The organism is Bradyrhizobium yuanmingense (assembly GCF_029167105.1).
In the GTDB taxonomy this organism is placed as follows: domain Bacteria; phylum Pseudomonadota; class Alphaproteobacteria; order Rhizobiales; family Xanthobacteraceae; genus Bradyrhizobium; species Bradyrhizobium yuanmingense_A.
In genome coordinates, this window is record NZ_JARFML010000018.1 from 1 (window position 1) to 21,358 (window position 21,358).

The 21,358-nt window shown below is 63.0% G+C and carries 17 protein-coding genes and 1 tRNA gene; 13 read left to right on the plus strand and 5 right to left on the minus strand.

Translation table 11 applies throughout. From position 1 onward, the window contains the following. Both P0R31_RS22925 and P0R31_RS22930 read left to right on the plus strand, forming a co-directional pair. The coding region (locus P0R31_RS22925; protein ID WP_275516592.1) for a septal ring lytic transglycosylase RlpA family protein at nt 1–152 on the plus strand (152 nt) is incomplete at its 5' end. Nucleotides 153–196: 44 nt separating this feature from the next. After that, complete coding sequence (locus P0R31_RS22930) at nt 197–1,366, plus strand: Gfo/Idh/MocA family protein (RefSeq protein WP_275516449.1); 1,170 nt, start codon at nt 197–199, stop codon at nt 1,364–1,366. Between the two features lie 220 nt (nt 1,367–1,586). Here P0R31_RS22930 and P0R31_RS22935 read toward each other — a convergent pair whose 3' ends face one another. From P0R31_RS22935 to P0R31_RS22950, 4 genes are all read right to left on the minus strand, one after another. Beyond that, complete coding sequence (locus P0R31_RS22935; RefSeq protein WP_275516450.1) at nt 1,587–2,897, minus strand: ABC transporter substrate-binding protein; 1,311 nt, start codon at nt 2,895–2,897, stop codon at nt 1,587–1,589. 150 nt (nt 2,898–3,047) lie between these two features. Beyond that, the gene (gene uvrA, locus P0R31_RS22940) at nt 3,048–5,555 is read right to left on the minus strand and encodes an excinuclease ABC subunit UvrA (RefSeq protein WP_275516451.1); all 2,508 of its coding nucleotides are present in this window, start codon (nt 5,553–5,555) and stop codon (nt 3,048–3,050) included. Nucleotides 5,556–5,696: 141 nt separating this feature from the next. Next, entirely contained in the window at nt 5,697–6,800 is a 1,104-nt protein-coding gene (locus P0R31_RS22945; RefSeq protein WP_275516452.1) for an NAD(P)/FAD-dependent oxidoreductase, read from the minus strand. A 279-nt stretch (nt 6,801–7,079) separates the two neighbouring features. Beyond that, entirely contained in the window at nt 7,080–8,312 is a 1,233-nt protein-coding gene (locus P0R31_RS22950; protein WP_275516453.1) for an SMP-30/gluconolactonase/LRE family protein, read from the minus strand. Between the two features lie 182 nt (nt 8,313–8,494). Here P0R31_RS22950 and P0R31_RS22955 point away from each other — a divergent pair, with 182 nt between their 5' ends. From P0R31_RS22955 to P0R31_RS22975, 5 genes are all read left to right on the plus strand, one after another. After that, nucleotides 8,495–8,758 (plus strand): hypothetical protein, encoded by a 264-nt coding sequence (locus P0R31_RS22955; RefSeq protein ID WP_275516593.1) that lies wholly within the window; start codon nt 8,495–8,497, stop codon nt 8,756–8,758. A 444-nt stretch (nt 8,759–9,202) separates the two neighbouring features. Then, on the plus strand, nt 9,203–10,765 hold the full coding sequence (locus tag P0R31_RS22960) for a 2-isopropylmalate synthase (protein ID WP_275516454.1): 1,563 nt from the start codon (nt 9,203–9,205) through the stop codon (nt 10,763–10,765). Nucleotides 10,766–10,953: 188 nt separating this feature from the next. Beyond that, nucleotides 10,954–11,958: a TRAP transporter substrate-binding protein gene (locus tag P0R31_RS22965; protein WP_275516455.1), complete on the plus strand. Its 1,005-nt coding sequence runs from the start codon at nt 10,954–10,956 to the stop codon at nt 11,956–11,958. 197 nt (nt 11,959–12,155) lie between these two features. Then, a complete protein-coding gene (locus P0R31_RS22970; protein ID WP_275516456.1) occupies nt 12,156–12,764 on the plus strand; it encodes a Spy/CpxP family protein refolding chaperone in 609 nt (202 codons plus the stop codon). 166 nt (nt 12,765–12,930) lie between these two features. Beyond that, a tRNA-Lys gene (locus P0R31_RS22975) sits at nt 12,931–13,006 on the plus strand. A 696-nt stretch (nt 13,007–13,702) separates the two neighbouring features. On the opposite strand, the gene P0R31_RS22980 is transcribed toward P0R31_RS22975, so the two are convergent. Further along, a complete protein-coding gene (locus P0R31_RS22980) occupies nt 13,703–14,413 on the minus strand; it encodes an IclR family transcriptional regulator (RefSeq protein WP_275516457.1) in 711 nt (236 codons plus the stop codon). Nucleotides 14,414–14,612: 199 nt separating this feature from the next. Between P0R31_RS22980 and P0R31_RS22985 the strand changes: the two genes are divergently transcribed. From P0R31_RS22985 to P0R31_RS23010, 6 genes are all read left to right on the plus strand, one after another. Further along, a complete protein-coding gene (locus tag P0R31_RS22985; protein ID WP_275516458.1) occupies nt 14,613–15,743 on the plus strand; it encodes an LLM class flavin-dependent oxidoreductase in 1,131 nt (376 codons plus the stop codon). Between the two features lie 169 nt (nt 15,744–15,912). Next, complete coding sequence (locus P0R31_RS22990; RefSeq protein ID WP_275516459.1) at nt 15,913–16,374, plus strand: (2Fe-2S)-binding protein; 462 nt, start codon at nt 15,913–15,915, stop codon at nt 16,372–16,374. 1 nt (nt 16,375) lies between these two features. Then, complete coding sequence (locus tag P0R31_RS22995; RefSeq protein WP_275516460.1) at nt 16,376–18,619, plus strand: xanthine dehydrogenase family protein molybdopterin-binding subunit; 2,244 nt, start codon at nt 16,376–16,378, stop codon at nt 18,617–18,619. A gap of 8 nt (nt 18,620–18,627) precedes the next feature. Then, nucleotides 18,628–19,260, plus strand: a complete 633-nt coding sequence (locus tag P0R31_RS23000; protein ID WP_275516461.1) for a hypothetical protein — start codon at nt 18,628–18,630, stop codon at nt 19,258–19,260. A gap of 421 nt (nt 19,261–19,681) precedes the next feature. Next, a complete protein-coding gene (locus P0R31_RS23005; protein WP_275516462.1) occupies nt 19,682–20,488 on the plus strand; it encodes an SDR family NAD(P)-dependent oxidoreductase in 807 nt (268 codons plus the stop codon). An 11-nt stretch (nt 20,489–20,499) separates the two neighbouring features. Continuing rightward, nucleotides 20,500–21,336, plus strand: coding sequence for a polysaccharide deacetylase family protein (locus tag P0R31_RS23010; protein ID WP_275516463.1), 837 nt, complete (start codon nt 20,500–20,502; stop codon nt 21,334–21,336). The last annotated feature ends 22 nt before the right edge of the window (nt 21,337–21,358 follow it).

Consider the following 21,358-nt stretch of genomic DNA (forward strand, 5'->3'; position numbering starts at 1 on the left):
TGCTCACGGTGTCCTACAGCGGCCGCACGATCCAGTGCCGCGTCAATGATCGCGGCCCGTTCATCCGCGGCCGCATCGTCGATCTCTCGGTGCCGGCCGCCCGCGAGCTCGGCATGATGCGCGCCGGCGTGGTGCGGGTCTTGGTGGATTAGGCCTCGAGGCGCGCTATAGTGCCGCCCAATGCAAAGGGGGCGCTATGGCAGGGATCAGGGTGGGACTCGTCGGCTGCGGCTTCGTGTCGGAGCTGCACATGTATGCGTTCCGGCGCGTCTATGGCGTCGACGTCGAGGTCGCGGCGGTTGCTGCCCGCGGTGACAGGGTTGTCGCGTTTGCCCGGCATCACAATATCCCGCGAGTTTACCGGAGCTTCGCCGACCTGATCACCGACCGCGATCTCGACGTCGTCGACATCTGCACCCCGCCCAATCTTCACGCCGAGATGATCATTGCCGCCATGCAGGCCGGCAAGCATGTCATCTGCGAAAAGCCGTTCGCCGGCTATTTCGGCCGCGAAGGCGATCAGCAGCCGATCGGCAAGCACGTGCCGAAGGCGCTGATGTATGAGCGCGTGATCGAAGAGATGGACAGGACGCGCGCCGCAATCGAGCGCACGGACAAGCTCTTCATGTATGCCGAGGACTGGATCTACGCGCCGGCGGTGACCAAGACCGCCGAGATCATCAAGGCGACCAAGGACAAGATCCTGTTCATGAAGGGCGAGGAGAGCCATTCCGGCTCGCACGCCGCGCATGCCGCGCAATGGGCGATGACCGGCGGCGGCTCGCTGATCCGCATGGGCTGCCATCCGCTCTCGGCCGTGCTGTATCTGAAGCAGGTCGAAGCCAGGGCGCGCGGCGAGCGCATCCGCGTCGCCAGCGTCACTGGCGATGTCGGCAACGTCACCGCCGGGCTCAAGCCGGAGGAGCGCAGCTACATCAAGGCCAATCCCCTCGATGTCGAGGACTGGGGCACGCTCACCGCCACTTTCTCGGACGGCACCAAGGCGACCGTGTTCTCCGGCGACATGATCATGGGCGGCGTGCGCAATCTGATCGAGACCTATACGAGCGGCGGCTCCCTGTTCGCCAACATCACGCCGAACGATCATCTGATGAGCTATCAGACCAGCGAGGAGAAGCTCGCGGGCGTCTACATCACCGAGAAGGTCGACCGCAAAACCGGCTGGCAATATGTCTGCCTCGAGGAGGAATGGACTCGCGGCTATTTGCAGGAGATCCAGGACTTCATGGAATGCGTCGCGACGGGCCGCCAGCCGCTGTCGGACCTCGCGCTGGCCTATGAGACGATCAAGGTGAACTACGCGGGATATTGGGCGGCGGAGGAGGGGAGAAGGGTGGTGTTGTAGGCGTGGATGAAGTCACCGAATTGACCTCAGGCACGCTGCTAATCCTTCGCCCCTTGTGGGAGAAGGTGGCGCGAAGCGCCGGGTGAGGGGTCTCTCTCCGCGGGCTCAAATGTGAAAGAACGTTCGCGGAGAGAGACCCCTCACCCGTCTCGCCGCTTTCGCGGCGAGCCACCCTCTCCCACAGGGGGAGAGGGTGCACCGCTCGTGGAGCGTGACTTCGCTACGCCCCGTAGGTCGAGCCCTTCGGCAGCGGGAAGACTGGGTCCTGCGTGCGGATGTTGGTCGGCCACACCACGGAGATGTGCGCGCCGGCGTTCTGCATCACGACCGGTGTCGAACGTTCGTTCTGGCCGGAGAGCGGCGTGCCCGGCGGGAAGAATTTCACGCCATAGCCCTGGATCGTGCCGCCCGCGGGGATGTCGACGTCGAGCGCCGCTTTCCGGATCGCCTCGGGCTCGAAGCTGCCGTACTTCTCCTTGGCGACCGGCAGCACGTTGTTGAGCAGCACCCAGGTCTGGTTGAAGCCCATCGAGCAATGCGGCGGCACGTCGGTGGCGCCGGTCTTGGCCTGGTAGCGACTGACCATGGTCTTGATCAGATCGCCCATGCCGGGCGCGAGCTTGGCGGGATCGAGCAGCTGCGCCGGCACCGGGTCGATGTTGCAGAAATTGTCGATGTCGGCGCCGAAAGTGGCGCGCAGCTTGTCGAGCTGGCTGTAGCCGGCGCCGGCGCCGAACAGCATCTTGAAGCGCAACCCGCTCTCGCGCGCCTGGCGCAGGAACAAGGTGATGTCAGGGTTGTAGCCCGCATGCGAGATCACGTCGGCCTTGGCGCGCTTGATCTTGGTCACCAGCACCGACAGGTCGGGCGCCGAGGCCGAATAGCCCTCGCGCAGCACGACCGGGATGCCGGCCTCCTTGGCATAAGTTTCATCTGCAGACGCAACGCCGACGCCATAGGGGCCGTCCTCGTGGATCAACGCGACCTTGACCTCCTTCGGGTCCATGCCGAGCTTGGCTTTGGCATGCTCGGTGAGGAAGCTCGCAAAGGCCTGGCCGTATTGATCCGAATGGATCTGCGCGCGAAACACGTATTGCAGGTTCTTGTCCTTGAACACGGCGGTCGAGACCGCGGTCGTGATCCATAGGATCTTCTTCTGCTGCTCGACCTTGGCCGCGAGCGGCACCGCATGCGAGCTCGCATAGACGCCGTTGAGGATGTCGATCTTCTCCTGGTTGATCAGGCGTTCGGCCTCGTTGATCGCAACGTCGGGCTTGCTCTGCGAATCCGCGGCGATCGGAGCGACCTTGTATTTGCCGCCGACACCGCCTTTCTCGTTGACGAGATCGATGGCGATCTGAGCGCCGATCGACGAGGCGACGGAACCGCCGGCGGCGAACGGGCCGGTGAGGTCGTAGATCAGGCCAATGCGTATGTTCTCGGCTTGTGCCTGGGCGCGTGTCCAATCGAGGCTGAGTGCGGCGGCGGCAGCCGCCGAGGTCTTCAGCAGCTGCCTGCGTGAAGTCGGCATCCTATCCTCCCTCAAAACCGTCGTTCGATCTTGTTGTTGTTCGCGAAGTATGGGGAGCGGGACGGCGGAAAGTCAACAGCGCGAAAGTCGAGGTCCGTCCTCCGCGGGCCGGGAGTGCAATTGCGAAAGGGACCCCCCGCACACCCGCGATCACTGCTCCAAGCGCCGCGCCAGATAGCGCGCGGTCTTTCCAACGGCCTTGGCCAGCTGATGCGGCGTCCCCGATGCGACGATATTGCCGCCTTCGTCACCGGCGCCGGGCCCGAGATCGATGATCCAGTCGCTGTGCGCCACGACGTCCATGTCATGCTCGACCACGATCACGCTGTTGCCACCGTCCACGATCCGTTCGAGCTGCGCGATCAGGCGCTCGACGTCGCGCGGGTGAAGGCCGGTGGTCGGCTCGTCCAGGACATAGAGCGTGTGGCCGCGTTGCGGACGCATCAGCTCGGTCGCGAGCTTGATGCGCTGGGCTTCCCCGCCCGACAGTTCGGTCGCGGACTGGCCGAGACGGATATAGCCGAGCCCGACCTCGCGGACGACCGACAGCGACCGGTTCAGCGTGGAATCGCCCGCGAAGAACGCGAAGGCCTCGTCGACGCGCATCGCCAGCACGTCCGCAATGGATTTGCCGTTGATCTTCACCTCCAGCGTCTTGTCGTTGTAGCGCGCGCCCTTGCAGGTCGGGCAGGGCGCGTAGACGCTGGGCAGGAACAAGAGCTCGACGCAGACGAAGCCCTCGCCCTCGCAGGTCGCACAGCGGCCCTTGGCGACGTTGAAGGAGAACCGGCCGGCGTCGTAGCGGCGCGACTTTGCCTGCGGCGTCGCCGCGAACAGTTTTCGCACGTGATCGAACAGGCCGGTATAGGTCGCAAGGTTGGAGCGCGGCGTGCGGCCGATCGGCTTCTGGTCGACGACGACGAGGCGGCTGACCTGGTCGAGACCGGCAACGATCTTGCCGCCGAGAGTCTCGACCGCCGGAGCCAGGCTGTCGTCCTCAGTGTCAGTGGCAAGCGTATGGCCGAGATGCGCGGCCAAGGTGTCGACGAGGAATTGGCTGATCAGGCTCGACTTGCCGGAGCCCGACACGCCGGTGATGCTGGCGATGACGCCCAGCGGAATATCGACGTCGAGGCCGCTAAGGTTGTTGCGGGTCACGCCCCTGAGCTTCAGATGCCCCCTAGGCTCGCGGCGGACCGTCGGCAGCTTCTTTCGTGGATGGGCGAGATAGCGGGCGGTGCGCGATTGCTCGATGTCACCGAGCCCCGCCGGCGGCCCGCTATAGAGGATGAGCCCGCCGCCGTCGCCGGCGTCGGGGCCGACGTCCACCAGCCAGTCCGCATGCTTGATCACCTCGATCTCGTGCTCGACGACGAAGATCGAGTTGCCCGCGCGCTTCAGTCGGTCCAGCGCCCGCAGCAGCGCCTCGGTATCGGCGGGGTGTAGTCCTGCGGACGGCTCGTCGAGCACGTAGACGACGCCGAACAAATTGGAGCGGACCTGCGTCGCCAGGCGCAACCGTTGCAACTCCCCCGGCGACAGCGTCGGCGTGCTGCGCTCGCAGGCGAGATAGCCGAGGCCAAGGTCGAGCAGGACGGCGAGACGCGCCGACAGATCCTCGCAGATGCGCCTGGCGACAACGGTCTTCTCGGATTTGTCCGTTGATGCTCTTGCGAAGGGCTTGATCAGTTCGTGCAACTGCTTGAGCGGCAGGTGCGACATCTCGGCGATGTTGAGCCCAGCGAACTTCACCTTGAGCGCCTCCGGCTTCAACCTTGCGCCGTGGCAGGTTGGGCAGTCCCGCGTGACCATGAATTGCGCGACGCGGCGCTTCATCATCGCGCTCTCAGACTTGGCATAGGTCTGCATCACGTAGCGCTTGGCGCCGGTGAACGTGCCCTGGTAGCTCGGCTCCTCCTTGCGGCGCAGCGCCCGCTTGACCTCGGCTGCGTCGTAGCCGGCATAAACAGGCACGGTCGGCTGCTCCTCGGTGAACAGGATCCAGTCACGGTCCTTCTTCGGCAGCTCGCGCCAGGGCTTGTCGACGTCGTAGCCGAGCGTCGTCAGGATGTCGCGCAGGTTCTGGCCCTGCCAGGCACTCGGCCAGGCAGCGACAGCGCGCTCGCGGATCGTCTTGGTGTCGTCCGGCACCATCGACTTCTCGGTGACGTCGAGCATCCGGCCGATGCCATGGCAGGTCGGGCAGGCGCCCTCCGGCGTGTTCGGCGAGAACGCCTCCGCATACAGCATCGGCTGTCCGCGCGGGTAATCGCCGGCGCGGGAATAGAGCATCCTGAGCAGGTTCGAGATGGTGGTGACGCTGCCGACCGATGATCGCGTCGTCGGCGCCCCGCGCTGCTGCTGGAGAGCCACCGCGGGCGGCAGGCCTTCGATGTCGTCGACCTCCGGAATTTGCATCTGATGGAACAGCCGCCGGGCATAGGGCGACACGGATTCGAGATAGCGCCGCTGCGCCTCGGCGTAGATCGTTCCAAAGGCGAGCGAGGATTTCCCCGAGCCGGAGACACCGGTGAACACGACGAGGGCATTGCGCGGGATCTTGACGTCGACATTCCCAAGATTGTGCTCGCGCGCGCCCCGGACGCGGACGAAGCCGTCATCCTGCATCAGGTCGGGTTGTCTTGGCCGATCGTCCATCTGGCTGCTCCGGGCCGCGTCGGGGATAACGGCAGGATCGCAGGATGGGTCCGTTGATGCCGGCGGGACGGTTATGATCTGACGAAGCCGAAAGCGTTCAGATTTCGATGGGCATGCGCTCACAACGCAGGGAGCGAGTCCTTATGACCACTGCCTCCGCGGCACATCAAGTGGCGGAAGGCGGGCCGGATCGAACGGCGCGAGGTCGACGTTGCGTGTCGCGCCTTCGACAATCAACTCCGCGAGTGCTTCGCCGGTTGCAGGGGCATTGAGGATACCCCAGACCCCATGGCCAGTCGCAACGTAGAGCGCTTCTTCCTGCGGCACGCGGCCAATCAACGGGGAGCCATCCGCTGTCACGGGGCGGTAGCACGCTTGTTGGGCGATGATCTTCTCCGGTCGGAACAGCGGCGAAAGTCGCTCTGAGATCTGTTGCAGCCTGTGCATGAGATTTGGCCCGGGCTCCACACGGGCCGGATCCGTAGGGAAGGTGTCTGTGTCGGGACAAGCGGTCACATAGGTGGTGCCGTCCGGGCGGGGGAACACCTCGATAGGGGTGACTTGGCCGCGAATCTCCATCTCGAGAAACAGGGCGTCTGCGGATACATGTGTGCCCGTGTCGTAGACAATGCTGGGGCTGCGTTGCGCATACAGGGCGGGCAGACTCATCCACTTCGTGGCGAGCAGGGACCATGGACCCATTGCGATCACCACGGCGTCGGCCTCGATGATGCTATCGCCCACCCCGATGCCCTTGACGGTCGTGCAACCCGCCTCGCGCAGGATGCCCGTGAAGAGGCCATGGCGCAGCTCGGCGCCTTGCGCGATCGCCGCATTCATCATGGCCGATGTGAACTTCTGGGGATGAACGATGGCAGTCGTCTCGGTCGTGCCGATGCGCTGCGCGATGTCGATGCCGTTGCTGAGCCAGTCGAATGTGGAGCGCGTGTTCCGGCGCGGATCACCTTCGGGAACGACCCGGCCGCTGTATGCGCTCATCGGCCGGTAGTCCCAATGCCCGGGAAGCTCCAGGGGCAGTTGCGCGTGAAGCTTAAAACTGTGACGTGCCAAGGCGTCGAGGGGCGTGCCCGCGCACCAGTCGCGCGCCAGAAAGCCGCCGGCTTTGCCGGAGGCTGCAGCCGCCACGGCGGTCCGTTCGACGACGATGACATCGACACCATGCCGGCGGAGGAAATAAGCAGTGCAAGCTCCGATGACGCCGCCGCCACAGATTACAACACGCATCGCCTACTTCCTCACGGAGCCGATCGTTGCGGCCACAATCCGGCTCGCATAGCATACAGCCGCTGCTATTGCGATGCCTGCGGCGGCAGCATGGGATCGAAGGCCTCGTCGCTGTTCTTGTGAATGACTGCTTCTCATGCGAAGGCGTCGACGCCGGCGCCTCTCGCAATTTCACGTAAATCTCTCAGGGTCGTAGGGTGAGCACCATCTCGTTCCATATCGGAGGGAGGGGTGGGCGCGCTTCGCTTGCCCACCCTACGCTAGCGGTGCACTCTTCGCTCAGCCCGGCCCTGCGCCCTGCGTCGCCGTATACACGGCGTAGAGCGATTGGCTCGCCGCCATGAACAGGCGGTTGCGCTTGGGGCCGCCGAAGCAGACGTTGCCGCACACTTCCGGCAGACGGATGCGGCCGAGCAGCTTGCCCTCCGGCGACCATACCGTGACGCCGCTGTAGCCGACGGCGCGTCCGGCGTTGCTGGAGGCCCAGAGATTGCCGTTGACGTCGCAGCGCAGACCATCCGGTCCGCACTTTACGCCGTCGATCACGCAATCGGTGAACTTCTTCAGGTTCGAGAGCTTGTTGTCGCTGCCGACGTCGAACACGAAGATCTCGCCCTTGCCGCCGGGGCCGGTGTCGCCCGGTCCCTTGCCCGTCGAGGCGATGTAGAGCTTCTTGTAGTCGGGCGAGAAGCAGAGCCCGTTCGGGTCGGGCACCTGGTCTTCGGTGACGACGAGGTCGATGCGGCCGGAGGGATCGATGCGATAGCAATTGGTCGGAAGCTCGCGCTTGCCCGGCACGAAGCCGGCCGGCTGTCCGATCCGCGGATTGAGCTTGCCGCCGGCGTTGCTCGGGCCACCCGCGACGTCGGGCTCGCCTTCGTAGAGCTGGCCGCCATAGGGCGGATCCGTGAACCAATAGCTGCCGTCGGGATGCGCGGCGACGTCGTTCGGCGAGTTCAGCTTCTTGCCCTGGTAGGACTCGGCGAGCACCGTGGCGGTGCCGTCGTGCTCGTAGCGCGTCACCCGCCGCGTCAGGTGCTCGCAGGAGAGCTGGCGGCCCTGGAAGTCGAACGAGTTGCCGTTGGAATTGTTGGAGGGCGAGCGGAACACGCTGACGCGGCCGTCGTCCTCGGTCCAGCGCATTTGCCGGTTGTTGGGAATGTCGCTCCACAAGAGATAGCGGCCCTGTGCACTCCACGCCGGGCCTTCGGCCCAGAGCAGCCCGGTGTAGAGACGCTTGATCGCGGTGTTGGGCTGCGCGAGATCGTTGAAGGACGGATCGACCGCGATGATGTCGGGGTCCCAGAAATAGGTTGTCGGCGCGCCGCCCGGACCGAAATCGCGCGGCGGCGTCGTGATCGTCGTCGGCGGTGCGGCGGGCCCGGTCTGGGCCAGCGCGGGGCCCGCCATCGTGGCTGCGGCGCCGAGCGCCAGCCCCCGGACCAGTGTTCGTCGTGAAAGCGCAGCATCGTGCGCACGCTGCTCCTGCTCAGGAGCCTCCTGGCGTGTCATCGTATCCTCCCGGTCATCTTCGGCTGGCCGGTTGATCCGGCCAAGCGAGGCGAAGGTTAGTCCGGTCCGCGTCCGGTTGCGAGGGGCAGACTTGAAACCGCGGCGTGATCGCGGGCCGCAATTTCGTCACCTTCGGGTGCGTTTGGATTGCAGGGGCGCTAGCGGGGATAAAGCCGGAGCTCATTGTGCAAGTCGTCATCCTGGTCATCCTTCTCTTGTTTGCCTTTGCGGCTGGCTATTTCACGCGAGATTACGTCTCCCGGAAAAGGCGCGCGGAGGCACGCCGCTGGCGCGAGTACACGGAGCCGGACTGGCTCTCGGCCAATACAGCGGCGAACACCAACGAGATCGCGAAGACCGGCACCGCCGCGCCCACCGGCGAGCTCGGCCAAATGCTGAACCGTTGGGAGAACAGGGCGCGCGCCCGCCGCACCGGCACGGGATAGGTGTGTCCCCATAGATCTCGGCTGGAGTGGACGCGAAACCCACGCGGCGAGGATCGATCCAGAGGTCTATAGGTCACGTATGTTGACCATCTTTTGGCGTTGCAGTTGCGGCCATTTCTCGTCTAGAAACGGCCGCATCGAGCTTCCCGGAAACCAACCGTCAACGGTTTTGACCGAGGATTTGAGGCTCAACAGGGTCCGGCAATGCTGATTCGCGGCCAAATCGAGGGGATTTCGGGGGAGGTGGCTCTGGCCGCCGCCGCGATCCCGGCTGCCCTGCTGCCCACCCTCCTTATTGGCGGCCTTCTTCTTACTTGCCCCTGAGGGCCGGCTGGGCGCCATGCGCCTGGGCGCTCAGGGGTTGGTCGAGATCACCGGACACCTCAAGCGCCAAGAGACTGAAACGGCTCTGAACGGCGCCAACGCTCAAAAGGAAATCTAGTCATGGCTACCGCGAACAAGTCCGAGAAGGACCGCGTCATCATTTTCGACACCACGCTGCGCGACGGCGAGCAGTGCCCCGGCGCCACCATGACCTTCGAGGAGAAGCTCGAGGTCGCCGAGCTCCTGGACGAAATGGGCGTCGACGTCATCGAGGCCGGCTTCCCGATCACCTCCGAAGGCGACTTCCAGGCGGTCAGCGAGATCGCCCGCCGCTCCAAGAACGCCGTCATCGCCGGTCTGTCGCGCGCCCATCCCGCCGACATCGACCGCTGCGCCGAGGCGGTGAAGTTCGCCAAGCGCGGCCGTGTCCACACCGTGATCGCGACCTCGCCGCTGCACATGCGCGTGAAGCTGAACAAGACCCCGGAGCAGGTGATCGAGACCTCGGTCGCCATGGTCGCGCGCGCCCGCAACCAGATCGACGACGTCGAATGGTCGGCCGAGGACGGCACCCGCAGCGAGATGGACTTTTTGTGCCGCATCGTCGAGGCCGTGATCAAGGCCGGCGCCACAACGGTGAACATCCCCGACACCGTCGGTTATACGGTGCCGGAGGAATACACCCACTTCATGAGGACGCTGATCGAGCGCGTGCCGAACTCGGACAAGGCGGTGTTCTCCGTGCACTGCCATAACGATCTCGGCATGGCGGTCGCCAACTCGCTGGCCGGCATCACCGGCGGCGCGCGCCAGGTCGAGTGCACCATCAACGGCATCGGCGAGCGCGCCGGCAACGCCGCGCTCGAAGAGATCGTGATGGCGATCAACGTGCGCAACGACAAATTCCCCTACTGGAACAAGATCGACACGACGCAGCTGACCCGCGCCTCGAAGCTGGTGTCGGCGGCGACGTCATTTCCGGTGCAGTACAACAAGGCGATCGTCGGCCGGAATGCCTTCGCGCATGAGAGCGGCATTCACCAGGACGGCGTGCTGAAGGACGCTTCGACCTACGAGATCATGCGCCCCGAGATGGTCGGCCTGAAGCAGTCCTCGCTGGTGCTGGGCAAGCATTCCGGTCGCCATGCCTTCGTGCACAAGCTGGAGGAGATGGGCTACAAGCTCGGCCCGAACCAGCTGGAAGATGCATTCACGCGGATGAAGGCGCTGGCCGACCGCAAGAAGGACATCTACGACGAGGACATCGAGGCGCTGGTCGACGAGGAGATGGCGGCCTCCCACGACCGCATCAAGCTGACCTCGCTGACCGTGATCGCCGGCACCCATGGCCCGCAGCGCGCGACCATGAAGCTCGACGTCGACGGCCAGATCAAGATCGAGGAAGCCGAGGGCAACGGCCCGGTCGATGCCGTGTTCAACTGCATCAAGCGCCTGGTGCCGCACGAGGCCAAGCTCGAGCTGTACCAGGTGCACGCGGTCACCGAGGGCACCGACGCGCAGGCGGAAGTGTCGGTGCGGCTGGCGCAGGACGGCCGCTCGATGACGGCGCGCGCGGCGGATCCGGATACGCTGGTCGCTTCCGCGAAGGCCTATCTCGGCGCGCTCAACAAGATCGTCATGAAGCGCCAGCGCGACACGGTGACGACGGCGGCGGCGAGCTGACGCCGTTTGCTTCGCCTCTCCCGCTTGCGGGAGAGGGAGAGCGCAGTGGTGCGGGCAGCGTTCATCATGAACAGCTGCCCTGCTAAGGGCCAATAGCGGCGGTGTCGGCGAGCCGCTATTGATGCAGCCGGCATAAGATTGGCCACCCGGCGCCGCCGGCTGGCTCAAACAAACGATAGGGAGAGACTATGCGCACCTTGGCGATCGCCGCGTCCATCGCGGCTCTGGCACTTGGTTTGACCGGGCCGGCACTGGCTCAATCACCGATCATCATCAAGTTCAGCCACGTCGTCACCACCGACACGCCGAAGGGCAAGGGCGCGGAGAAGTTCAAGGAGCTCGCCGAGAAATATACCGGCGGCAAGGTGAAGGTCGAGGTTTATCCGAATTCGACCCTCTACAAGGACAAGGAAGAGCTCGAGGCGCTCCAGCTCGGCAGCGTGCAGATGCTGGCGCCGTCCAACTCCAAGTTCGGCCCGCTCGGCATCCGCGAGTTCGAGGTGTTCGATCTGCCCTACATCCTGCCCGACCTGAAGACGCTGCGGAAGGTGACGGAAGGGCCGCTCGGCACGAAGCTGCTCAAGCTGCTGGATGCCAAGGGCATCACCGGCCTTGCCTATTGGGACAACGGCTTCAAGCAGATGAGCGCGAACAAGAAGCTGATCACGCCGGCCGACTATCAGGGCGTGAAATTCCGCATCCAATCCTCGCGCGTGATCCAGGCCCAGTTCAAGTCGCTCGGCTCGCTGCCGCAGGTGATGGCGTTCTCGGAAGTCTACCAGGCACTCCAGACCGGCGTCGTGGACGGCCAGGAGAACACCTGGTCGAACATCTACACCCAGAAGATGCACGAGGTGCAGAAGTACATCACCGAAACCAATCACGGCTATATCGGCTACGTCGTGATCGTGAACAAGAAGTTCTGGGACGATCTGCCGGCCGACATCCGTGACCCATTGTCGAAGGCGATGAAAGAGGCGACCGAGTTCAGCAACGCGCAGTCGCAGAAGGAGAACGACGACGCGCTGGCCGAGATCAAGAAGAGCGGCAAGAGCGAGATCATCAAGCTGACGGCCGATCAGGACGAGGCGATGCGCAAGGCGATGGAGCCGGTCTACAAGGAGGCCGCGGGCCGCATCGGCCAGGGGCTGATTGACGAGTTCCTGAAGGAAGCCAAGAGCCCGACGAACTGACCGCCACGGGCGACCAGCGAAGGGCTTCCGCGCACCGCACGGAAGCCCTTTCTGTTGCAAATCATTTCAGTTTGCATCTGAACGGGCATTCACGGCGGTTACATCTCGGCAAGAGCGCGCTTCCTGTCCAAGTTGTAAGTTGCGCGTCAGCCCCCTCGCGCTCATCCTCACGGGCATCGCTTCCAGAGGAGGTCAGGATGAAGAAATTCACCATCGCCGCCATTGCCGCGCTCAGCATCGCCGGCTCGGGCGCGGTCTATGCCCAATATCATCGCCCGTGGATGGAGCACGTCCGCCACATCCGCATGAACCCCGAGGACCGCGCCGCTTTCGTCGATGCGCGAATCGCCGCCGTCCATGCCGGCTTGAGGCTCAACGCCGATCAGGAGAAGCTGTGGCCGCCGGTCGAGGCGGCCGTGCGGGAGTTCGCCAAGCTGCGCATCGACCGTGCCAATGCGCGGATGAATGCGGGTCCAGGTGACATGTCGAGGGATGCCGACAGACCGGAGGATCCGGTCGCCCGCCTGCGCCAGCGCGCCGAGGACATGGGTGCGACTTCCGCGGCCCTGAAGAAGATCGCCGATGCCGCCGATCCGCTGTACAAGACCCTCGATGAGGGCCAGAAACGGCGCCTCGCCGTGCTGACCCGGCACCGCGGCCCGTTCGGTGGCGGCGAGGACGGCCCGCGCCACCACCACTTCATGGAGCGCATGGACCGCATGATGGAACGGGGCATGGACCACTTCCACCATGACCGCTTCGACCGTGACCGCGGTCCCGACCGGGACCGGGAGGGCCGGCTCTGAACTGGCCGGTTCTCGCGCCGCGGGCCCTGGCGAAGCCGCTGGAATCCAGCGGCTTTTCGCATTTCCGGGCCTGTGGACGAGACCTTGGAAAACTTGCGTCCGATCGCTTGCCAGACCCGGATCGCTTTGCTAAACGACCGGCCTCGCAAGGCCTTGACCGCCTTTCGGGCGCATAGCTCAGTTGGTAGAGCAGCTGACTCTTAATCAGCGGGTCCCAGGTTCGAGCCCTGGTGCGCCCACCAATAACACCGCAGAATCATAAACTTAGAGACGGTTATGACCCGGCAGCGGCGTCCGTGGGCCGCTTGGGTCACACCTGGGTCTCGCAATTGCCGAGCATCCTGCGGATCCTTGCATCGCTCGACCTTTCCACCGGGTATTCGGAATCCTCGGGCGTGCGTTCGTCAAAATGCTCGCGATCATGCGAGGGTTCGAAGATAGCATCATCAACTCTGACCGAATGCTTCCTTCACATAGCCCTCGTGACCGGTGAAACGGCCCGGCGACCACGTGCTGAAATCTCGAACTCTCCGTGGCTCACGCGGTGGCAGGCCGCATTTCGCCGCACCGAATGCCTCTCGTTCTTTGAGCTGAGGCTGCGCTTCGTGAGCAGCATCGTCGGTGGAAGGAGCAGCAATCCCAGCACGTGCCGAGCCACATCTGAGCGCGTTCCAAGGGCATGGCTTGACCGTGCGATAGCGCGGCGAAGGCATAGCATCGAGCCGTCCGAGAAACGATCAAGGTCAAACAATTGCTATTCGGATTCCGGTATTGAGCAGGTCCAATTATTCGCTTGGCTGCGCGCGCCTGACGGCGGGATCGGCATGCCGCGGCGCCGCGGCGGCATCGAAGGGCAGATGCGCGCCGAGAACAGGTCCAACGTCGTCGCGCGTAGCTGTCGAAATCCTGCGCTATCTCAAGTCGCGAGAAACTGCCACTCAAAAGCTGATTGCGGTGGCGGCCGCCACCACCAGCGGCGCAACCCGACGTTCGAAGTCGTCGAGTTGCCACTCACCCAGAGAGCCGGCAACATGTATGGCGCCAAACGGCCGCCCATCCTTATCTGTAAGAGCTGCCGCGACCGCCAGCTCACCTACATAGACTTGCTCGAGTGAGGTCGCGTATCCCTTTTCGCGCGCGCGCTTCACGTGGTCCAAAATCTTTGGGATTTCTGTCGTAGTTCGCGGCGTCAGCTTCCTTCGGTCGGAACGGCTGAGGATGTCGCGGGCTTCCTCATCGGAAAGAAAGGCCATGACGGCGCGCCCCCCAGCCGTGCAGTAGGTGGGAATGCGGCGCCCAATTAGGTGCGCATAAAAGGAATCCCGCTTGCTTTGAAGTCGGACTGCGTACAGCAAAGTCAGATCCTCGAAGAAGCTCATGTCGACCCTCTCCGTCACGTTCCGGCGCAGTTCGGTGAGGATCGGCATTGCGCGGCCGACGAGCGGATTGGCCCGCAGGTAGTCGAAAGTGCGGTCCAAAACGCGGCTGCCTGGGACGTAACCGCCGGCTTTATGCTCGAGATAACCGAGATTACGCAAAGTGTGTGCGATGCGCTGAGCGGCACTCTTGTCCAAACCGCTCGCAGCAGCCAGCTGTGCAAGCGACCGTGGTTCGGCCGTCTCCGAGTACGTCTCAAAATGCGCGGCCAATGGCCTCCACGAAGAGGCGGTCTTTCTTTGAGGATTGCTTCGATTCTTCGGTCTGATTCATCCGCGATTTCGTTTCTCCCGGGGGCACGAGTTTTACCACCCTTCGCAGTTGACAACGCATCCTCTCCGAAAATAGTCTAAAGAGAAATTCATTCGTATTGCAATACGATACGAATGAAGCTTTTCTGTGAGGCGCGCAATGTCGAAGAACCCGCTGTTCAACTCCAACAAGCTGAAGCTTGGAATTTTTGGCACGAACGGCAAGGGCGGCGCCCAGACCTTGGCCCCCGAACAGTACAAACCGACGTGGAAGAACTCCGTCGACACCGCAACGATGGCCGATCGTGCGGGCTTCGAGGCGATCGTCGCCTATGCGAGATGGAAAGGGTACATTCCGGGGCGTCCGAACCACGCGAGCGGAATCGTTCTCGATCCCTTCACTTGGGCCGCGGGCGTCGCCCAAGCCACGAGTTACTCCGCGGTATTCGCTACATCACACGCGCCGACCATTCATCCGATCACATGTGCCAAGCAGTGCGCCACCATCGATATTATTTCGGGTGGGCGGTTCGGATTGAATGTAGTCGGGGGATGGAATCGCCCGGAGCTCGAAATGTTCGGCGCTCCTCTGAAGGAGCATGATGCCCGATACGACCATTTGGGGGAATGGCTCGAAGTCATCCAGCGGATGTGGAACGAAGAGGAAGAATTCGACTTCAACGGCGAGTTTTACAAGGTTATCCGTGGTGCCTCGATGCCAAAGCCTCTGCAGCGTCCACGGCCACCGATCATGAACGCCGGTGGCTCGCCGCGTGGAATGCGCTTCGCGTGCGAACACGCCGATATGGCTTTCGTGATTTTGCGTTCGAACGACCCCGAGGTGTGCCGCAAGCAAATTGACGAATACAAGAAGTTGGCCAGGGAGGAGTTCGGACGGGAGATCCAAGTCTGGACTTATTGTCCGGTTGTACAACGCGACACGCGGAACGAGGCCGAGGCCTATCTACGGCACTATGCCGTCGATCTCGAGGACAAGGAAAGCGTCGACGCGTGGTCGAGAGGTCTCGCCACCGAAACGAAGATCGTCTCACCCGAACAGATGCGTGACTTCCGGATTCGTTTCGCTGCGGGCGCCGGCGGAAACATTCTGTTGGGCACCGCTGACGAAATCTCCGATCAGCTCCAGGTCTTCAATCAAGCGGGACTTGATGGTGTTCTCTGTACTTGGGTCGATTTTCACGACGGAATCGCGCGATTCGTCCGCGACGTCCTTCCGCTTCTGGAAAGCCGCGGACTTCGTAAGCCCCATATCCAAGCCGTGCAATCATAGGCGGATTGCGAAGTAGCAACTTTACGAAGTTCTGCTGTCGATAAGTTGCTACGAGTTGCGACCAGATGGCGCTCGACTGCTCAATCAGTGATCTTGGCAGCTCGTACGGTGCCAGATATCGTCCAGCCTTCGCTTGGCCGTGAGCCAAGGCTAAATTTGTGAGGACATCATGATCGAGCTCACGGTCAATGGGACCAAACACCGGGTCGACGTCGTCCCGGAGATGCCATTGCTTTGGGTGCTCCGCGACGAGCTTGGTATCACCAGTCCTAAATACGGCTGCGGCGTCGCGCAATGCGGCGCCTGCACCGTCCAGATCGACGGAATGGCGGTCCGATCCTGCCAGGCGCATATCGGCGAGATCGCGGGCAAGTCGGTCGTGACGCTCGAAGGGCTCGAGAAGCGAGACGAGCACCCTGTCGTGCAGGCATGGCTCGAGCATCAGGTCCCGCAATGCGGCTACTGCCAGACCGGTCAAATCATGCAGGCGATCTCGCTCCTCAATCTGGTCGCGAAGCCGACCGACAAGGACATCAACGAGGTGATGTCGGGCAATCTCTGCCGCTGCGGAACCTATCCCCGCATTCGAGCGGCGATACATGCAGCTGTGAAGAAGATGGCGGAGAAGTGAGATGCATACGATTTCCCGCCGCGCTTTCGTTTTCGGCTCCGCGGCCATAGCCGGCGGGATCGCATTCGGCGCCTTTGGTGATGTCGCGCAGGCCGCTGCCGCCAGCGACAATCCGCTTTCGTCCGGGCTTGGCCCGAACGCCGTGACCTTCAATCCCTGGGTCGAGATCAGGCCGGACAAGATCACCCTGATTGCGCAACACACCGATATCGGCCAAGGCGTCGGTTCACTGCAGCCGATCATGATCGCCGAAGAGATGGACCTCGATCCCGGCCAGTTCGAAATACGCTTCGCGGGCCCCAGTCCGGCCTATTTCAACAGCGGCTTCGCGGAGGAATTCGCGCCTTTTGTGGCCGCGGACCAAAGTCCGGCGGCGGAGGAGGCCCGGGCTGCCGCGCTTGAATATCTCAGGAAAACCGGACTGCAGATGACCGGCGGCTCGAGCACGGTGCCGGACACTTACCAGAAGCTGCGCGTTGCCGGCGCAGTCGCACGCGAGACGCTAAAGGTCGCGGCAGCCAAACGTGCCGGTGTTGCCGTCGCCGACGTGCGCACACAATCCGGCAACGTTATCCTGCCCGATGGGAAGAAGATCGCCTATGTCGATCTCGCCGCAGACGCTGCGAAGATTCCGCCGGTGCTCGATGCCAAACCGCGCGATCCGTCGCAATGGCGCATGCTGGGCAAGCCGATGGTGCGCCTCGATGTCCGCGCGAAGGTCCTGGGCAATCTAAAGTTCGGAATAGATATGAAGATGGACGGCATGCTCTATGCCTCCGTCAAGCTGAACCCGAACAAGGGACAGCCGCTCAAATCATATGACGCGAGTCAGGCGCGGACGATGCCGGGGGTCAAAAAAATCCTCGAAATCAAGAATGGCGTCGCCGTGGTCGCCACGAACAGTTGGTACGCTATCAAGGCCGTTGAGACCATCAACTGCGAGTGGGCACCCTCGACCTACCCCGCCGAGCAGGCCGACCATTGGAAGGTTCTCGAATCCTCGTTCAGGCCGGAATTCCTCGGCAAGGAGTGGAAGAAAGTTGGTGACGTCGAAACCGGGTTGAAGACCGGTACTGGCGTCGTGGCCGAGTATCGTGCGCCCTATTTGGCGCATCAGCCGCTGGAGCCCCTAAACGGTCTTGGTCTCGTCACCGAAAAGGGGATGGAAATCTGGGTCAGCCATCAGAGCCCGCAATTCGTGCAGTCCATCGCGGCCGCGGCCATCGGCCTCAAGCCCGAACAGGTGACCTTCCACAATCAGTGGGCCGGCGGAAGCTTTGGCCATCGTCTCGAGTACGAGAACGTCCGCGTTCTCGCCGAGATCGCCAATCAGATGAGGGGTACGCCGATCAAGCTGGTGTTCTCGCGCGAACAGGATTTCCTCCAGGACATTCCGCGCCAGATCGCCATCGCGCGGCACCGGGGCAGCGTCGAAAGGGGCAGGATCGTTGCGGCTGATCTGCAACTGGCCTCCACGGCTCCGCTCAAGGGATTGCTCGAACGGTCGGGTGCCCCCTCGAAGGACCCGGACGGACAATTGGCTGCTGGTCTACGGAACGTCTACTACGACATCCCAAACTTCCGGGCGACGAGCTACGAGGCGCAAGGGCTGTCGCCGAGCACCACGTGGCGGTCGGTCGGCGCGTCGACATCGGGCTTCTTCACCGAAAGCTTCATGGACGAACTGATTCACGCGGCGGGCCTCGATCCGATGAAGGCGCGCATCGCAATGTGCACCGTGCCGCACTATCGCAAAGTGCTGGAAACGGTCGCGGAGATGTCGGACTGGAAGGGACCGCTCGGCAACGGCCGGGGGCGCGGCGTCGCGTTCGTGGAGTCCTTCGGTACGCCGGTTGCCGAGGTTGTCGAAGTGGCGAAGACCGAACAAGGTATCAGGATCGAAAAGGTGTGGGTGGCTGCCGACGTGGGCAAAGTCATGGATCCCATCAATTTCGAGAACCAGGTCCAGGGCGCCGTCGTCTGGGGACTGGGCCATGCGATCAACTGCGAGCTGACTTACGCGAAAGGTGCGGTCCAGCAGACCAATTACAATCAGCATGAAGCTATGCGCATCTATCAATGTCCTGCCATCGAGGTTCGCGGCCTCGAGAACGATCCGAAAGTAAGGGGCGTGGGAGAGCCGCCTGTCCCGCCGGCCGCACCAGCGCTCGCGAATGCGATCTTCGCGGCCACCGGACAGCGCATCCGTGAAATGCCCTTCAACAAGTTCATTGATTTCGTCTGAGGCGGGCCATGAGGAGCTCCCTGATCGCATTCGCTCTCGCCGCTTCCGCAATCGCCGGCCTCACCGGGATCGTCGCGGCCAAGGACGAGGCGAAGAAGGACGTCCTGCCTCCGGGCAGCGTCAGCCGCGCCGAGGGGCTGGAAGCCTGGAAGCGCATCGAGGCCGTGGTGACGCACCCGAGGTGCGCCAATTGCCATGTCGATGCCAAGGCGATTCCGATCTGGACGCCGGCCGGCGAAACCAAGCCGCGCATTCATGGCATGAACATCCATGGCGGCGACAGCCGAATCGGGGCCGAGAAGATCGCCTGCTCGACCTGCCACATGACCTCCACCCAAGCCAACGAGCCGGCCCCGTCGCCGCCGCGCGCGGGCATCGACTGGCAACTCGCCCCGGTCGAGTTCATCTGGTTCGGCAAGAGCGGCGCCGAGATCTGCGCGCAGCTCAAGGATCCCAAGCGCAATGGCGGACGCGATGCCGTTGGCCTGCTCGAGCATCTCCGGCACGATGCATCGTTGAACGGTTTCATCCCGCGCGGATGGGCGCCCGGCGCCGGCCGCAGCACGCCACCGGGTACTTTCGAGGATCACGTCAAGGACATGGCTAAGTGGGGTGCCGCCGGCCAACCCTGTCCGAATTGAATGTGGTGACAGGCAAGGCGACACAATCGCTGCTGCAATCTGTCAAGAGAACGCGTCTCAGGCGACGACTGATGCCGCGCGGCTAGTCAAAGCGGGATTGCTGCGAGCTGGTCGAACGAAAGGTCGTCGGCAACCAGCCCGTCGCAGCCGATCGCCACTCGGCAATGCTTAGCGATGAACTCGCCGGCTTGTTTCAAGATCGAGATTCCGCGTCCGAGGAGCTTCAGCGCGTCCTCTCCATGCATCGTCTTAGAGTCTGGTTACCCTTTGCGAGCGAACCGATCCAGCAATCGCCCCAAACTTCGCGCCGCGAAGTTCATGATCCGATCGACGAGAAGTCGACTGGTCAAAAATTGCGCTTGACCATACACCGTCTGCTACATGACAATTGCAATATGATGGTATCGTATAGCGATACGACGTGTTCTCGACTTCATTGGGTGCAGGTTTGAGCGGAACTGAAAAAACGGGCGATACGTTCACCGGAAGGTTCGCCGGAAAGACCGCGATCGTGACCGGTGCGGCACGCGGCATCGGAGAAAGTATCGCGCGGAGGTTTGCCGCCGAGGGCGCGAAAGTCCTTCTTGTGGACGTCAATTCAGACGTGGACGCGACGGCACGTCGCTTGGGCCAAACGGCGCTGATCAAGAGCGTAACGGACGCTGACGCGGGGGCGAAGATCGTTGCTGCTGCCTTGGAAGTGCTCGGGCGAGTGGACATTCTCGTGAACAATGCCGGTATCGGCGGCTCAAAGCGGCTGCAAGATACCGACGACGAACTCATCGACAGATTCCTTCAAACCAATTTGGCATCCCTTCTCAGGATCACGAGGTCGGTGCTTCCCCATCTCACGCGCCCCGGCGGGCGTATCATCAACATATCGTCGATCTTCGGCCTGACCGGCTATCCCGGCACCACGGCCTACTCCGTCGCCAAGGCCGGCGTCGCTCAATTCACCAGGCAACTCGCCGGCGAACTCGGTCCCGATGGAATCCTCGTGAATGCAATCGCACCGGGAGTCATTGCCACGCCGATGACCACCGGCCGCCAGCAGAACGCTCTCTATCAGCGACTCATGATCGAAGGGACACCATTGGAAAGAGTGGGGCAGCCCGAGGACATCGCCGGTCCGGTCGCGTTCCTGGCCTCTGAGGACGCAGCCTACATCACGGGTACGGTCCTGCCGGTCGACGGAGGAATACTGGCGGCTCGGCACGGGAAAATCTGAAGGAGGCGAAGATGCACGACATGAGTGTTCGTTGGCCGAATGGCGCGCAGTGCGCCGTCATGCTGACCTTCGACTTTGACGCGGAGACACTTTGGACGGGCCGCGACCCGGACAATGCCAAGCGGCTCGGCGTGCTGAGCCAGGGCCGCTATGGCGCGAAAGTTGGCGTTCCGAAGATCCTCGACACGCTGCGCGACGAGGAGCTGAAGGCAACGTTTTTCGTCCCCGGCTGGGTAGCGGAGAATCATACGAGCCGCGTCGAGATGATCGTGAAGGAGGGGCACGAGGTAGGGCATCACTCGTACTCGCATCGATGGGTTGCCGATGATCACGAGGCAGAGATCGAGGAGATGGAGCGCGGTCTCGAAGCCCTCAAGCGCCAGGTCGGCGTCGTGCCGAGGGGATACCGGTCCCCCGCGGGCGAAGTCTCAGAGGGACTCTTCAGGCTGCTTCAGAAGCACGAATTTCTGTACGACTCCTCGCTAATGGACGACATCAATCCCTATCGTCATCGCTTGCCCGACGGCTCCAAGGGGCCGGTTGAGCTACCTTGGCATTGGAGTCTGGATGACGCGCCGTTCGCTCTCTTCTCAGTCAAGTCTCCGAGGCCGATTTTCACCAATGAGCACATGCTTTCCGTCTTCATGGAGGAATTTCGAGAGATCTACCGGTGGGGAGGGCTCTACGACATCATCTTCCATCCTCAGGTCAGCGGCAGGCCCAGCCGGATCACCCTCATAAGAGAATTGATTGCTTTCATCCGCACGTTTCCCGGCGTCTGGTTCGCCACCGGCACCGAAATCGCCGAGCATTGGGTCAAGGAATACGAGAAGACGAGCGGCGCCTGAAAGGTCGCCATCTGGATCGAGC

Excerpts from the sequence above, each read along its gene's own strand:
- P0R31_RS22945 (WP_275516452.1), bottom strand. The coding sequence starts at position 6,800 with ATGCGTGTTGTAATCTGTGGCGGCGGCGTCATCGGAGCTTGCACTGCT.
- P0R31_RS22985 (WP_275516458.1), top strand. The coding sequence starts at position 14,613 with ATGTCGAAGAACCCGCTGTTCAACTCCAACAAGCTGAAGCTTGGAATT.
- uvrA (WP_275516451.1), bottom strand. The coding sequence starts at position 5,555 with ATGGACGATCGGCCAAGACAACCCGACCTGATGCAGGATGACGGCTTC.
- P0R31_RS22930 (WP_275516449.1), top strand. The coding sequence starts at position 197 with ATGGCAGGGATCAGGGTGGGACTCGTCGGCTGCGGCTTCGTGTCGGAG.
- P0R31_RS23000 (WP_275516461.1), top strand. The coding sequence starts at position 18,628 with ATGAGGAGCTCCCTGATCGCATTCGCTCTCGCCGCTTCCGCAATCGCC.
- P0R31_RS22970 (WP_275516456.1), top strand. The coding sequence starts at position 12,156 with ATGAAGAAATTCACCATCGCCGCCATTGCCGCGCTCAGCATCGCCGGC.
- P0R31_RS22950 (WP_275516453.1), bottom strand. The coding sequence starts at position 8,312 with ATGACACGCCAGGAGGCTCCTGAGCAGGAGCAGCGTGCGCACGATGCT.
- P0R31_RS22965 (WP_275516455.1), top strand. The coding sequence starts at position 10,954 with ATGCGCACCTTGGCGATCGCCGCGTCCATCGCGGCTCTGGCACTTGGT.
- P0R31_RS22995 (WP_275516460.1), top strand. The coding sequence starts at position 16,376 with ATGCATACGATTTCCCGCCGCGCTTTCGTTTTCGGCTCCGCGGCCATA.
- P0R31_RS23010 (WP_275516463.1), top strand. The coding sequence starts at position 20,500 with ATGCACGACATGAGTGTTCGTTGGCCGAATGGCGCGCAGTGCGCCGTC.
- P0R31_RS22935 (WP_275516450.1), bottom strand. The coding sequence starts at position 2,897 with ATGCCGACTTCACGCAGGCAGCTGCTGAAGACCTCGGCGGCTGCCGCC.
- P0R31_RS22990 (WP_275516459.1), top strand. The coding sequence starts at position 15,913 with ATGATCGAGCTCACGGTCAATGGGACCAAACACCGGGTCGACGTCGTC.
- P0R31_RS22960 (WP_275516454.1), top strand. The coding sequence starts at position 9,203 with ATGGCTACCGCGAACAAGTCCGAGAAGGACCGCGTCATCATTTTCGAC.